13 protein-coding genes are annotated in these 12,768 nt (G+C 62.4%); 8 read left to right on the top strand and 5 right to left on the bottom strand.

The genetic code is table 11. The features are described 5' to 3' along the window. The 5 genes from B208_RS0100980 to B208_RS0100960 all read left to right on the top strand — a co-directional run bounded on the left by B208_RS0100980 (nucleotide 1) and on the right by B208_RS0100960 (nucleotide 3,411). Nucleotides 1-552 (top strand): GNAT family N-acetyltransferase, encoded by a 552-nt coding sequence (locus tag B208_RS0100980; RefSeq protein WP_026177689.1) that lies wholly within the window; start codon nucleotides 1-3, stop codon nucleotides 550-552. A 113-nt stretch (nucleotides 553-665) separates the two neighbouring features. Continuing rightward, nucleotides 666-1,679, top strand: coding sequence for a thioredoxin domain-containing protein (locus B208_RS0100975; RefSeq protein ID WP_232423684.1), 1,014 nt, complete (start codon nucleotides 666-668; stop codon nucleotides 1,677-1,679). Nucleotides 1,680-1,784: 105 nt separating this feature from the next. Next, on the top strand, nucleotides 1,785-2,765 hold the full coding sequence (gene fen / locus B208_RS0100970; RefSeq protein WP_007978529.1) for a flap endonuclease-1: 981 nt from the start codon (nucleotides 1,785-1,787) through the stop codon (nucleotides 2,763-2,765). 40 nt (nucleotides 2,766-2,805) lie between these two features. After that, nucleotides 2,806-3,102 carry a hypothetical protein gene (locus B208_RS0100965; protein ID WP_018128649.1) on the top strand — a complete coding sequence of 99 codons (297 nt, stop codon included), beginning with the start codon at nucleotides 2,806-2,808 and terminating at the stop codon, nucleotides 3,100-3,102. 60 nt (nucleotides 3,103-3,162) lie between these two features. Beyond that, nucleotides 3,163-3,411 (top strand): BolA family protein, encoded by a 249-nt coding sequence (locus tag B208_RS0100960; RefSeq protein ID WP_026177688.1) that lies wholly within the window; start codon nucleotides 3,163-3,165, stop codon nucleotides 3,409-3,411. A 27-nt stretch (nucleotides 3,412-3,438) separates the two neighbouring features. Here B208_RS0100960 and B208_RS0100955 read toward each other — a convergent pair whose 3' ends face one another. From B208_RS0100955 to B208_RS0100940, 4 genes are read right to left on the bottom strand one after another with little or no spacing between them, the layout of a single operon-like run. Continuing rightward, a complete protein-coding gene (locus B208_RS0100955; RefSeq protein WP_007978524.1) occupies nucleotides 3,439-4,596 on the bottom strand; it encodes an ABC transporter ATP-binding protein in 1,158 nt (385 codons plus the stop codon). Nucleotides 4,597-4,632: 36 nt separating this feature from the next. Beyond that, complete coding sequence (locus tag B208_RS0100950; protein ID WP_007978523.1) at nucleotides 4,633-5,568, bottom strand: carbohydrate ABC transporter permease; 936 nt, start codon at nucleotides 5,566-5,568, stop codon at nucleotides 4,633-4,635. Nucleotides 5,569-5,593: 25 nt separating this feature from the next. Then, nucleotides 5,594-6,580, bottom strand: a complete 987-nt coding sequence (locus B208_RS0100945; protein WP_007978521.1) for a carbohydrate ABC transporter permease — start codon at nucleotides 6,578-6,580, stop codon at nucleotides 5,594-5,596. 28 nt (nucleotides 6,581-6,608) lie between these two features. Further along, on the bottom strand, nucleotides 6,609-7,964 hold the full coding sequence (locus B208_RS0100940; protein ID WP_026177687.1) for an ABC transporter substrate-binding protein: 1,356 nt from the start codon (nucleotides 7,962-7,964) through the stop codon (nucleotides 6,609-6,611). A 191-nt stretch (nucleotides 7,965-8,155) separates the two neighbouring features. On the opposite strand from B208_RS0100940, the gene B208_RS0100935 reads away from it, so the two are divergent. Further along, nucleotides 8,156-9,568 carry a class II fumarate hydratase gene (locus tag B208_RS0100935; protein ID WP_007978517.1) on the top strand — a complete coding sequence of 471 codons (1,413 nt, stop codon included), beginning with the start codon at nucleotides 8,156-8,158 and terminating at the stop codon, nucleotides 9,566-9,568. 54 nt (nucleotides 9,569-9,622) lie between these two features. On the opposite strand, the gene B208_RS0100930 is transcribed toward B208_RS0100935, so the two are convergent. After that, a complete protein-coding gene (locus tag B208_RS0100930) occupies nucleotides 9,623-10,546 on the bottom strand; it encodes a hypothetical protein (protein ID WP_007978515.1) in 924 nt (307 codons plus the stop codon). Between the two features lie 237 nt (nucleotides 10,547-10,783). Between B208_RS0100930 and B208_RS0100925 the strand changes: the two genes are divergently transcribed. Further along, nucleotides 10,784-11,245 (top strand): PH domain-containing protein, encoded by a 462-nt coding sequence (locus B208_RS0100925; RefSeq protein WP_007978513.1) that lies wholly within the window; start codon nucleotides 10,784-10,786, stop codon nucleotides 11,243-11,245. Further along, a complete protein-coding gene (locus B208_RS0100920) occupies nucleotides 11,242-12,759 on the top strand; it encodes a PH domain-containing protein (protein WP_007978511.1) in 1,518 nt (505 codons plus the stop codon). Before B208_RS0100925 ends, B208_RS0100920 begins: the two co-directional genes overlap by 4 nt. The last annotated feature ends 9 nt before the right edge of the window (nucleotides 12,760-12,768 follow it).

Below are 12,768 nucleotides of genomic sequence, written 5' to 3'. Positions count from 1 at the left end.
ATGGAGTATGCGGTATTGGGCTGGCCGGACGACGGGCCGAAGATACGCCTCGACTACGAGCGGTTCAGCTACGCGGGCAAGTTCGTGATGTCGAACACGGGGAAGGCCGTCGTCCGCGCCGAGCGGCCGTCGGAACGCCCGCCGGTGAGCTTCGGCGACGAATCGGTCGTCGCAGCCATCGCGTTCAACGAGGACCGAACCGACGACGGGACGATGTGGCTCCGGTACGTGACCGTGCACGCCGACCGACGCGGCGAGGGAATCGGCCCGAAACTCGCCCGATTCACGACGGAGCGGATTCACGACCGGGGATATCACCGCGTGAAAATCGCGGTAAACAACCCCTACGCGTACCAAGCGCTCTACCGGGCGGGGTTCGGGTTCACCGGCGAGGACACCGGGTTGGCCGAACTCGTCTTGGAACATCCACGTCCCGTAGCGGGGCGCGAGCGCTATCAGGACGGCTTGGACCGCTACCGCGAGCGCGACCTCTCGTCGGGGGAACAAGCATTTCTTGCGTCGAAGGAGGGAGCGACTCCCCCGCGGGAGTGAATTTCGAGGTCCCTCGCCCGATTCGAGTGCGGTGCGCGTTCGCGGTCCTCGACCCGTTCATTCAGCTATTAACGCCCTATTAACGAAGGTGGAGTATCTCTTTCCGTATCGTAGTGAGAGACGATAGAAGAAGAGTGCTCGGCGTCATCGGGGCGGGACTCTCGGCCGGAATTGCGGGGTGTTCGGCCTTCTCGAAGGACGGGAGTCCCGAGACGACGGGCGAACGGTCCGGCGGCGAACAGTCGACTACCACGGAGGAGGGCCCGGCGGCCCCGGAGACGACCGACACCGAAAACGACTCGAAGTCGGCGTCCGACGAGGGTCCCCCGGAGAAGGTCGAACCGTCGCCGAAAGCGTACCGGTCGGTTCCGCTGCCGAGCAAGCCGACCGAGAACGAGTACGCGACGATGGGCGACGACGACGCCTCGGTGACGGCGAAGTTTTACGGCGCGTGGAAGTGCCCGTACACCCACGACTTCGTCCTGAACATCCTACCGACCTTCATCGAGGAGTACGTGAAACCCGGCGACGTGGCCATCGAGTTCCGCGCAGTCGCCTACGAGGACGGCGAAGGGTTCCACGGCCCGGACGAACCCCGCGCCGCACGCGCCGGACTGTCTGTCTGGAACGAGGACCCCGAATCCTACTGGACGTACTTCGGTACGATGTTCCAGAACCAGAACAGTTCGCCGGGGTGGGCGACGACGGAGACGCTCGTCCGCATCGCCGAGGAGGCCGACGTGAGCCACCTCTCCAAAATCACCTCGCAAATCGAGGCGAAAAAGTACCAGTCCCAAATCGAACGGACGATGGACCAGGTACACGAGATTCCGATTTCGGCCGTTCCCCGCATCGTCGTCGGCGACACGGTGACGGCACCGACGGTGAACCCGAAGAAGACGAAAGCGCAACTCGACGCCGCGCTCGGACGTGGGTCGGGGTCGGATTCCGAAACGACCACGACGACTACGACGAACGGCGACGACTCCGACACGACCACCACGAATACAACCACAACGACGACGAATACGACTACAACGACGGGGACGAGCGACACGACAACCACGACCGACGACGGTTCCGGGACGACGACTACCACGACCACGACGACCGACTCCGGCAGTTAGTCGGGCGGGTTTTTCGCTCATTTTCGTCGTTTTCCGTGCCACGGACCTCCCCTCGGCGCGTCGAAGAGGGTGCTTTGAAGCCCTTCCCGCCCGTAGCGTCGCCAAATGGGAAACTCCGCACTTCGACAGCTCGCATCCCTCGAAGAGATCAGCTTCGACGACATCGAGGGGTCGCTCGTCGCCATCGACGCGCACAACTGGCTCTATCGCTACCTCACGACGACGGTGAAATGGACGCGAGACGAGGTGTACACCACCGAGGACGGCACCGAAGTCGCAAATCTCGTCGGCGTCGTCCAGGGCTTACCGAAATTCTTCGAGCACGACCTGACGCCGGTGTTCGTCTTCGACGGCCACGTGACCGACCTCAAGAGCGACGAAATCGAGGACCGGCGCGAACAGCGCGAGAAACTGGAGGAGCGACTTGAGGAGGCGCGCGAGGAGGGCGACGCAATCGAAGTCGCGCGGCTCGACGCCCACACCCAGCGACTCACCCCCGTCATTCAGGAGACGACGCGGGAACTGCTCGACCTGCTCGACGTGCCGGTCATCGAAGCGCCCGCGGAGGGCGAGGCGCAGGCGGCGCACATGGCGCGAACCGGCGCGGTCGATTACGCCGGGACCGAGGATTACGACGCGCTCTTGCTGGGCGCGCCGCTCACCCTTCGTCAACTGACGAGCAAGGGGAATCCCGAACTGATGGACTTCGAGGCGACGCTCGACGAACACGACATCACGTGGGAGCAGTTGGTCGATATCGCCATCCTCTGTGGCACCGACTTCAACGAAGGTGTCTCCGGCGTCGGCCCGAAGACGGCGCTCAAGGGCGTCACAGAGCACGGCGACCTCTGGGGCGTCCTCGAAGAACGGGACGCGTACATCGAGAACGTGGACGTCATCCGCGGGATGTTCCTCGAACCCGACGTGACCGACGAGTTCGAGTTCGACCCGGAGATGGACCCGGACATCGAGGCGGCGCGCGAGTACGTCACCGAGGAGTGGGACATCCGCGAGGACGAGGTGGCGCGCGGCTTCGAGCGCATCGAAGAGAGCATCACCCAGACCGGCCTCGACCAGTGGACGTAGGGCCAGTACGTTCAGGGTGGTCGAGGCGCTACGGTCGATGATGACTGACAGGACGCTCGAACCGAACGAAGTAACGGAAGGGATGGCGGTCGCGTTCGACTGGTCGCCCGAAAAGTCGAGCGGCGGCGGAACCGTCGAGGGGAAGATTACCCGCGTTTGGCAACCTGACGACGACGTTCAGGAGTTCACCGTCGAAGCCGACGACGGGACCGTCTGGAACGTCTACACCGAATACAGACGACCTCCCGTCGAGCGCGTCGAACTGTCGGGCGACCGCAACGGGACGGAACCGGACGCGAAAACGGTCGGGCGACTCGACGAAATAGTCCGCGCCTGATTCGACCGTCGGCGTGTTCGAACCCGTCGTCTTTTGGTCGCCGACGGAAAAGGGTCGTTCATGAACGCGAACGAAGTCGCCGAACTCATCGAATCCGAACTGAACGACGCGGACGCGACCGTGAGCCACCCGCGGGGCGTCCACGACGAAGACCACCTCGCCGCGACCGTCGTCTCCCCGGCGTTCGAGGGCAAGACGCTGGTCGAACAACACCAGTTGGTCTACGACGCGCTCGGCGACCACATGACGACGGATATCCACGCGCTCGAACTGAAAACGTACACGCCAGAAGAGTACGACCAGCGGTAGGTCGGGATTTCAAATACCGATTCGGGGTCAGCGATTCGGAATCGTCGCCTCTTGGTCGAGACGCCGGTTGCGAAGCGCCGTTCCCGTCTCGGCATCGAACAGGTGTATCGCTTCCTCGGGAATCCGGGCGATGACCTCCTGCCCGTCCTCGATGGTCCGCATTCCGCTGAGCGTCGCGACGAAGGTTTCCCGTTCCTCCATCGGTTTCGACTCGTCGCCGCCCGCGAACCGAAGGTAGACGTTGTTCTCGTTACCCATCGGTTCGACGACATCGACGACGGTCCGGAATTCGTGGTCGCCGCTGCCGCTGGCGACGAGTTCCACGTCCTCGGGTCGGACGCCGAGCGTCACGCGCTCGGCGTCGTCGAGTTCCGCTGCCGTCTCCGAGGACAGCGGATATTCGAACCACTCGCCGACGAGCGAATCGCCGTTCCGCTCCATCTCGAAGAAGTTCATCGACGGCTCGCCGATGAACCCGGCGACGAATCGGTTCGCCGGTTGGTGATACGCCTCGATGGGGGTGGCGACCTGCTGGAGTTTCCCGTCGTTGAGGATGGCGATTTTATCGCCCATCGTCATCGCCTCCGTCTGGTCGTGGGTGACGTAGACGGTCGTCACGCCGAGGTCCTCCTGCAACCGCTGGAGTTCGGTGCGCATCTGCGACCGAAGCTTCGCGTCGAGGTTCGACAGCGGCTCGTCCATCAGGAACACTTCCGGGTCCCGGACGATGGCGCGGCCGAGCGCGACGCGCTGTTGTTGCCCGCCGGAAAGTTCGCCGGGTTTGCGGTCGAGGAGGTCCGCGATGCCGAGCATCTCGGCGGCGTCCTCGACAGTCTGCGTGATTTCGCTTTTCGGCATGTCCGTCGATTCCTCCAGCCCGAAGCTCATGTTCTGGCGCACGGTCATGTGCGGATAGAGCGCGTAGGACTGGAACACCATGGCGATGTTGCGCGCCGTCGGCGGTTGGTCGTTGATGACCGTCTCGCCGAGGCGAATCTCGCCAGTCGAGACGGTTTCGAGCCCCGCTATCATGCGGAGCGTCGTCGATTTTCCGCATCCGGACGGACCGACGAGGACGAGGAATTCGCCGTCGTCGATGTCGACGTCCGCCGAATCGACCGCAACGATGTCGTCGCCGCCGTCGTCGAACACCTTCGTCACGCCGTCGAGTGTGAGCTTAGCCATCCGTACTCCTCCGTTGTGTCGTGTATATCGATATCATTAGCTTGCAACTCCTTTTGCGAACTGGTCTCCGAACAGGACGTAGACGATGAGCGTGGGTATCGCCGCGATGAACGCCCCGGCCATCTGCAGGCCGAACGATTGGATGATACCGCCGCTCAAGTTGTTCAACGCGACCGTCACCGGTGCCGACGAACCGCTCCCGCTCGGGATGATGACCAGCGCGAACAGGAGGTCGTTCCAGACCTGCGTGAACTGGTAAATGAGCGTCACGGCGAACATCGGCTTCGACAGCGGAAGGACGATGTTCCGGTAGATGCTGAACACGCTCGCGCCGTCGAGTCGCGCCGCCTCCAACATCTCGTCCGAGAAGTTCCGGTAGTACGACCGGAACAGCAGGAACGTGATGGGAATCCCGTACGCCGTGTGCGCGATGATGAGATTGATGAGGTTCGCGTAGTACTCGTGCATGAACGGCAGTCCCCACAGCGGCGAGAGAAGCGCCTGCGTGTCCACGATGGTGAACAACCGTGCGAGCGGCACCAGCACCGCCTGATACGGGATGAAGATACCCGCGACGAACAGCGCGACGATGGGCATCTGGTACTTCCAATCGACGTTGGTGATGCCGTAGGCGGCGAAACTACCGAGCGTCGCCGACAGGACGGTCGCCGGGATGGCCAACAGCAGGCTGTTCACCAACCCGGACTGAAGTTTGTCCAACGCGACGCGCCACGCTTCGAGCGTGAACCCGTCTCCGAGCGGGGGGAAGAACGGCAGCGACGTGTTGAACGCGTTTTGGGTCTTGAACGCCGTCATGATACCCGCTTCCAGCGGTGCGAGGTAGAACGCGACGAGCGCGAACAACACGACGTACAACAGCGCCCTGCTCGTGCTCGTCGTTCGAACGCTGCGTCTCACCCGGTCCGTCCACGTCCGATTTTCGGGGTCGGGTGCGGCCGGTGTTCCGCTCATCGCTGCCTCCGTTGAAGTCGTGTCGTCATAGTTCACCTCGTCGATATTCGTTGTACAGGTACGGCGTCACGACTGCCAGCGCCATCACGAAGAGGACGATGGCGATGGCGGACCCGTACGCCCAGTGAAGCGAGCCGAACGCCTCGCGGTACATCATCGTCGCGAGGATGTCCGCGGCGGGACCGGGCTGACGGCCGAACATCACGTACAGGAAGTCGAACGCCTTCAGCGCGAAGACCATGAGCACGACCGCCGCGCTGACGGTCGAGGCCCGAAGCTGCGGCACGATGACGCGGCGGTACATGCGCCACGTGCTCGCGCCGTCGACCCGCGCCGCCTCGAAGTGCTCGTCCGGAATCGCCCGCAAGCCCGCGAGGTAGACGACCATCGCGTACCCGCTGAACTGCCAGATGAGCGCGAAGATGACCGCGGCCAACTTCGTCGTCGGGTCGCTTATCCACTGGTGGGCCAGAAAGTCGAGACCGAAGCTCCGGAAGGTGACGTTGATCATCCCGCTGTTGAAGTTGTACATCCACGCCCAGAACTTCGCCGTCACCACGAACGAGAGGCTCATGGGGAGCAAGTAGATGGTTCGGAACGTGTTCTCGAACCGGATGTCCCGGTCGACGATGATGGCCAGGATCAACCCGAAGACGAGACACAACCCGGTGAACGCGACGAGCAGGACGAGCGTGTTCCGCGCCGCCGTCCAGAATCCCGGGTCGTTGAACAACTGCCGGTACATCTCGAAATCGAGCGCCGAGAGTTTGTACGTCGGCAGTTGGAACGTCTCGAAATCCGTAAGCGAGATGATGAAGTTCCAGCCGATGGCACCGTACACGAAAAAGCCCATCAACAGGAACGGCGGCAACCAGAACGGGAGGCTCTGGACGAACTCGCTCGATAGCAGTGACTCGCTCTCCGCGTGCTCGACCGTCGTTCCGCCGTCGGCGCGGAGCGATTCGTCCTCGCCGGATACCAACCGCTTCAATTTTCTGTATATTCGTTGCATGTGGAAAAGTTTGGTGTGCGTTTCGGATTTAGTTGAACGAATTCGAGAACTGGTTGGCCGTTTTATCGACGTTCCAGTTCGAGATGAACGACGCCGTTGCGTCTTTCAGGTTCGTCAACGTTTCCGGCGTCGTCGCCAATCCGTGGGCGACGGACGGCGGCTGCGATTTCGAGTTCTTGAAGTCATCCATCTGCTGGGAGAGGAACGGCCCGAACTTCTCCTTGGAGATGTCGGTCCGCGGCGGAATCGACCCCTTCTTGGGGTTGAACCGCTCCTGTGCGTCCTTCGAACCCACGTACTGGAGGAACTTCTTGGTCGCCTCCGGCGACGGGTTCTGTTTCGGGAAGGGGAACGAGTCCATGTTGAGCGCGTACATCTTCTCGGTTCCGGGGAACGGAACGTGGTTCCACTGCTTTTCATACTCGAAGTTCTCCTGTTCGCGGTACATGCTCGCCGCCCAGTCGCCTTGGTGGAAGAACGCCGCCTCGCCCTTGAGGATCTTCTTGTTGGCCTGTTGCCAGTCGAGCGACCCGGAGTCCTTGTTGAAGTGCGCCTTGTACTCCTTGACGATGGAGAGGGCGTTTTTCACGGCCTTCTTGTTCGCGTCGACCTTGCCGCTCATCACGGCGTTGTAGGTCTTCACGCCCGACTCGCCGAGGAGGACCTGCGCCCACAGTTGGAGGGTGGACCACGGCGATTTCGTCTGCTGGGCCATCCCGACCGCATCCGTGTTGCTCTCCACCTTCTTCATCGCGGCGGTGAGGTCGGACGGCTTCGAGATGGATTTCGGATCGACGCCCGCGTCTTCGACGACCTTCGTGTTGTAAAAGAGGTTGTTCAGCCGGTGGATGTTCAGCGGAACGGCGACGAACTTCCCGTCCAGCTTGGCGACCTCCTTCGGACCGCTCCGATAGGCGTCCTTCATTCCGTTTTCCGACCAGACCGAATCGCTGATGTCGTGAAGGATGTCGTTGTCGACGTAGGGCGTGAGGTTCTTTCCGGGCCACGCCTGCCACGAGCTCGGCGGCTTGCCTTGGAGGACGCGCTTTTTCACGACGTCTTTCAGGTTCTGTCCCGCACCACCCGCGATGGGGTTCGGTTTGACTTCGATGTCCGGGTACTCCTCCTTGAATCCGTCGAGGAGGGCCGTAATCGCGGCGTGACCGTCGCCGCCCGTCCACCAGTGCTGGAGTTCGAGCTTCTTGTAGTCCGTCTTACCGTCCTTTCCGCTTCCGTCGTCGTTCTTGTTTTCGTTGTCGCCGCCGTTGTCGTCGTCACCGCCGCCGGTGCATCCGGCGAGACCAGCGACTCCGGCAGTACCGGCGAGACCCATTCCTTTGACGTACGTCCGTCGATTCAATCCGTTGTCGTTATTGCCTGTCATATTGATGCCTCGGTATGCGTCTATTTACCTATTCGGTAAGAGCTACTTAATTATTTTTAAATTAATTCTACTCCGAGTGAATGCTTACAGCCAGGATAGTGTTTGAATTCAGTTGTTTCGGCCTCGTAGCCCCATTTCGGTAGCCCCGTTTCGATGGGTTTTACGCTCGCCCACATCGACCCTCCACACGCATGAGCGACGAGGATTATCGAATCGAGGAGGACAGCCTCGGGGAGATGAAAGTTCCGGCGGACGCCTACTGGGGCGCACAGACCCAGCGCGCGGTCGAAAACTTCCCCATCTCGGGAATCACGTTCGGGCGGCGGTTCATCCGCGCGCTCGGAATCGTGAAGAAGGCCGCCGCGCAGGCGAACGAGGAACTCGGGATGATAGAAGAGGACGAAGCGGAAGCCATCGTCGAGGCCGCCGACGAGGTTATCGCGGGCGAACACGACGACCAGTTCCCGGTGGACGTCTTCCAAACCGGGTCCGGTACGTCCTCGAACATGAACGCGAACGAGGTCATCGCCAACCGCGCCGCCGAAATCTACGGGGAGGAAATCGGGGACCGCGTGATTCACCCGAACGACCACGTTAACTTCGGCCAGTCGAGCAACGACGTGATTCCGACCGCGATGCACGTCTCCGCGCTCGAAGCCGTCGAAAAGGACGTGCTTCCGGCCCTCGACACCCTCCGCGAGGCGCTCGCGGAGAAAGAAGAGGAGTACGACGGCGTGGTGAAGACGGGCCGCACGCACCTGCAGGACGCCACCCCCGTCCGCGTCGGGCAGGAGTTCGGCGGCTACCGCTCGCAGATAGAGAAGGGACTCTCCCGCGTCGACCACGTTAGGGACCACCTAAGCGAACTCGCGCTCGGCGGAACGGCGGTCGGGACGGGGCTGAACACCCACCCCGAGTTCCCCGCGCTCGCCGCCGACTACATCAGCGAGGAGACCGGCATCCGATTCCGCGAGGCCGACAACCACTTCGAGGCGCAGGCCGCCCACGACGCGATGGCCGAGGCGCACGGCGCGCTCCGCACCGTCGCCGGGTCGCTCAACAAGATAGCGAACGACCTCCGCCTGCTGGCGTCGGGACCGCGCAACGGACTCGGCGAAATCGACCAGCCCGAGAACCAGCCCGGCAGTTCCATCATGCCCGGCAAGATCAACCCCGTCGTCGCGGAAGCCGTCAATCAGGTTCACAAGCAGGTCGTCGGTAACGACACCACCGTCGAGTACGGCGCGGCCGAGGGCCAGATAGACCTCAACCTGTACAAACCCGTCCTCGCGCACAACTTCCTCGAATCGGCGGAACTCCTCTCGAACGTCAGCGAGACGTTCGCGGACAAGTTCGTTCGAAAACTCGACGTCGACGCGGAGTATTGCGAGGAGCAGGTCGAACAGAGCATGGCGCTCGCCACGGCGCTCAACCCGCACATCGGCTACGACAAGGCGTCGAAAGCCGCGAAGGAGGCGCTCAAGGAGGACAAGACCGTCCGGCAGGTCGTCATCGAGAAGGGCTACCTGAGCGAGGAGGAAGCGAACGAGATCATCGACCCCGAAGCGATGACTCACCGCGGCATCCTCGGACAGGACGAGTAAACAGCCGTCCCGTTTTTTATTCGGCGCGTCTGCCGCGAAAAACGTTTCTCCGCGTCAGAACAAGCTGGTGAAGAAGGATACGACCCCTTCGATGAGGGAGACGAACCCGCTCCAGAGCTTGCCGAAGAAGCCTTGACTCTCGTTGGAGGGCGGAGTCGTCGTCGTCGTCCCCTCCATCGGAGTGGTCGTCTCCCCCGACCCTTCCGTCGTCTGCTGGGTCGTCTGCGTCGTCGTTTCGGACTGACACGCTTTCGAGGAGATGGTGATGGGCTTGTTCATGTTCAGCTTCGTGCGGGTGGGGTTGTTCACGTCACCCGACAGCACCTCCCATTTCTTGATTTTACCGTCGTACACCCCTCCTTCCCCCGCCAGTACCGCCTTCTCGTTGAACTGCGGGTTGATAGTGATCTTGAAATCTTTACCTAGACTGCGATAGACGGCACCGTCGGCGCGACCCTCCTGCCACGTCCAACTGACGTTCGCACTTGCGCTTTCCTTCCCGTTCCAGTTGCGATGTTTCGAGTAGTCGAACGTGTCTCGGTTCGTCGAGGCGTCGTAGGAGTCATCTTTGACGATGAACTTCCCCTTGACGGGGAGGTTGGTTATGCGGAACGTCACCGCACCTCCCGCACCGGCGTCGATCTTGTCGTGAATCATCACGAGGCTCAGCCCCTTCGGTCCCTGATAGAGGAAGAGGATGCTGGTGTCCTTTCGTTGGAGGTTTTGCGTCCCGAAGGAGGCGTACTTGTACGACGACGGGTCGGTGTCCGGCGTTCGGTAGTCGTAAAACTCCTCGACCGGTAGTCCCGACATCGAGAGCGGTTCGATGGGGATGCATTTCCCGTCCTGTTCGATGGAGAACTGGGCGTTCCCCCCGGATTGGGCATTTGCCGACGAGACGCCTCCGAGTATGGCAGTCGAGGCGACAGTCGCCTGAACGAATCGGCGACGGTTGATAGTGGGCGAGTTCTCGGTCATGCTGTCCACGAAATGTACGATTTCCCGGCGTCTTTGTTCCACGCCGACTGACTGAAATCAGTACCAGCCGAACGAAACGGTAGGGAATCCGTACTCCTCCGGTACGGGTGGTATTCCGGCACAGTAAGTGTGACATACCTTTCCAAGGTCGTGCCCCGGCTCGGGGGTGCGTTCGTTCGACGACGCGACCGGTAGACCACGCCTACCTTTATCCCCTATCCACCCTGTCGTGTAGATATGGAGACACTCAACCCCCGCGTCCGCGTCGTTTGGTTCGTGAGCGTCCTCGTCCTCGCGGCGCTCGTCGGCGGTGTGCTCGCCGGGGTTCGTCGGTTTCTCGTCGAGTTCGCGCTCACCCTCGTCGGCGCGGGCGTTCTCGCCGCTGCCGTCATCGGGGTCGCGTACGTCCTGTTCAAGTATCGCACGTGGCGGTTCGAAATCCGCGACGACGACCTGTACCTCGAACGCGGGGTTTTCACCCGCGTCACGACCGTCGTTCCCTTCGTCCGCGTTCAACACGTCGATACGCAACGCGGTCCCATCGAGCGACTGCTCGGCCTCGGCAGCGTCGTCGTCTACACCGCCGGGTCGCGGGGAGCGGACGTGACGATACCCGGACTCACGCCCGAACGGGCGAGCGAACTACAGGGCCGTCTTCGGAACCTCGCGGTCGAGAGCGAGTACGAGGACGCGGTATGAAGTTACACCCCCGCTCGCTCCCCTATCGGATGCTCACCCGCGGTGGCCGCGTCGTTTCCACCGTTTTGTTCGCCGGATTCGCGGCCATCGGCGCGATAGAGTGGTTGAATCTCGAACTCTTCGCGGTCCTCCTGCTCGCCGTCCTGCTCATCGTGATGGCCTGGGAAGTCGCCTACCACCGCCGGTTCGAGTACGAACTCACGGACAACTCGCTCGACATCGAATCCGGCGTCTTCTCGCGTCGACGGCGGGAGATTCCGCTCCGACGAGTACAGAACGTGGACATCCACCGGAACGTCGTCCAGCGAATCGCCGGAATCGCCTCGCTCGGACTGGAAACCGCGGGCGGCGGCGAAACCGAAGCCAGCCTCGAATACGTCGCCTACGAGGAGGCGCGACGACTCCAACGCGAGATACAGCGCCGAAAGAACGGAATCTCGACCGGTCGGGAGGCGGAAGACGAAACCGACGGTCCCGACGAGGAAGTGTTGTACGAGATCAGTTCGGAGGAACTGCTGTTGCTCTCGGCCGTTTCGATCGAGCCGCGCGCCGTCGGATTGGTGTTTCTCATCGTCCCGTTCGTCACGAGCACGGTGGACCTCGCCAGCGTGACGTTCCTCGTCGGTCTCGCCCAGATAGTGTTCTCCGCGCTCATCCTGTGGGTGAGCAGCGGGATGATAACGTTCGCGCGCCACTACGGCTTTCGGCTGACACGCGTCGGCGACGAACTCCGCTACGAACGGGGATTGCTCCAGCGCTACGACGGGAGCATCCCGATAGACAAGATACAGACGCTCACGGTCCGGGAAAACCCCGTCATGCGATTGGCCGGTTACGCGGCGCTCTCCGTCGAAACGGCGGGCTACGCACCCGGACAGGGACCCTCCGCCTCCGGCGGGTCCGAGGCGGCGATTCCCCTCGCGGTCCGAAGCCGCGTCCGCTCGCTCGCCCACTCGCTCGAATCGTTCGAGGACCCGACGTTCCAGCGCCCGCCGAAGCGGGCGCGACGGCGTTACACCGTCCGCTACGCCATCGCGGCCGCGCTCCTGACCGGCGTCGCCTACGGTATCGACCGATTCACCGGCTTCGTCGATTTCTGGTACGCGCCGCTCGCCCTCCTGCTTCTCGCACCGGTCGCCGGACTGTATCAGTGGAAACATCGCGGCTATCACGTCGGCGACGAACACGTCGTGACGCGAAACGGATTTTGGCGACGGACGACGCGCATCGTGCCCTACTATCGGGTGCAGACGGTTATCCAGCGCGAAACGCTCTTCCAGCGACGGTGGTCGTTGGCGACGGTCGTCGTGGACACCGCGAGTTCCATCGGCTTTCGAAGCAAGGACTCACACGCCGCCGACGTGGACGCCGACGACGCGGCCGAACTCCGTGAACTGGTGGCCCGTCGTCTCGGCCGAGCGGTGAAACGCAGGCGGACCGAACGCGGTCGAGAGGGCGGACGAAAACGGGCGGAAGCGGTGTCAGACCAACCGACGGACTCCGAAAACGACTGATTTCCGCGT

Source organism: Haladaptatus paucihalophilus DX253 (genome assembly GCF_000376445.1).
Lineage (GTDB): Archaea > Halobacteriota > Halobacteria > Halobacteriales > Haladaptataceae > Haladaptatus > Haladaptatus paucihalophilus.
This window is presented reverse-complemented; position numbering and strand designations above follow the sequence as displayed.

Excerpts from the sequence above, each read along its gene's own strand:
- B208_RS0100940 (WP_026177687.1), bottom strand. The coding sequence starts at position 7,964 with ATGACAGGCAATAACGACAACGGATTGAATCGACGGACGTACGTCAAA.
- B208_RS0100935 (WP_007978517.1), top strand. The coding sequence starts at position 8,156 with ATGAGCGACGAGGATTATCGAATCGAGGAGGACAGCCTCGGGGAGATG.
- B208_RS0100980 (WP_026177689.1), top strand. The coding sequence starts at position 1 with ATGGAGTATGCGGTATTGGGCTGGCCGGACGACGGGCCGAAGATACGC.
- B208_RS0100955 (WP_007978524.1), bottom strand. The coding sequence starts at position 4,596 with ATGGCTAAGCTCACACTCGACGGCGTGACGAAGGTGTTCGACGACGGC.
- B208_RS0100930 (WP_007978515.1), bottom strand. The coding sequence starts at position 10,546 with ATGACCGAGAACTCGCCCACTATCAACCGTCGCCGATTCGTTCAGGCG.
- B208_RS0100960 (WP_026177688.1), top strand. The coding sequence starts at position 3,163 with ATGAACGCGAACGAAGTCGCCGAACTCATCGAATCCGAACTGAACGAC.
- B208_RS0100965 (WP_018128649.1), top strand. The coding sequence starts at position 2,806 with ATGACTGACAGGACGCTCGAACCGAACGAAGTAACGGAAGGGATGGCG.
- B208_RS0100945 (WP_007978521.1), bottom strand. The coding sequence starts at position 6,580 with ATGCAACGAATATACAGAAAATTGAAGCGGTTGGTATCCGGCGAGGAC.
- B208_RS0100950 (WP_007978523.1), bottom strand. The coding sequence starts at position 5,568 with ATGAGCGGAACACCGGCCGCACCCGACCCCGAAAATCGGACGTGGACG.
- fen (WP_007978529.1), top strand. The coding sequence starts at position 1,785 with ATGGGAAACTCCGCACTTCGACAGCTCGCATCCCTCGAAGAGATCAGC.
- B208_RS0100920 (WP_007978511.1), top strand. The coding sequence starts at position 11,242 with ATGAAGTTACACCCCCGCTCGCTCCCCTATCGGATGCTCACCCGCGGT.
- B208_RS0100925 (WP_007978513.1), top strand. The coding sequence starts at position 10,784 with ATGGAGACACTCAACCCCCGCGTCCGCGTCGTTTGGTTCGTGAGCGTC.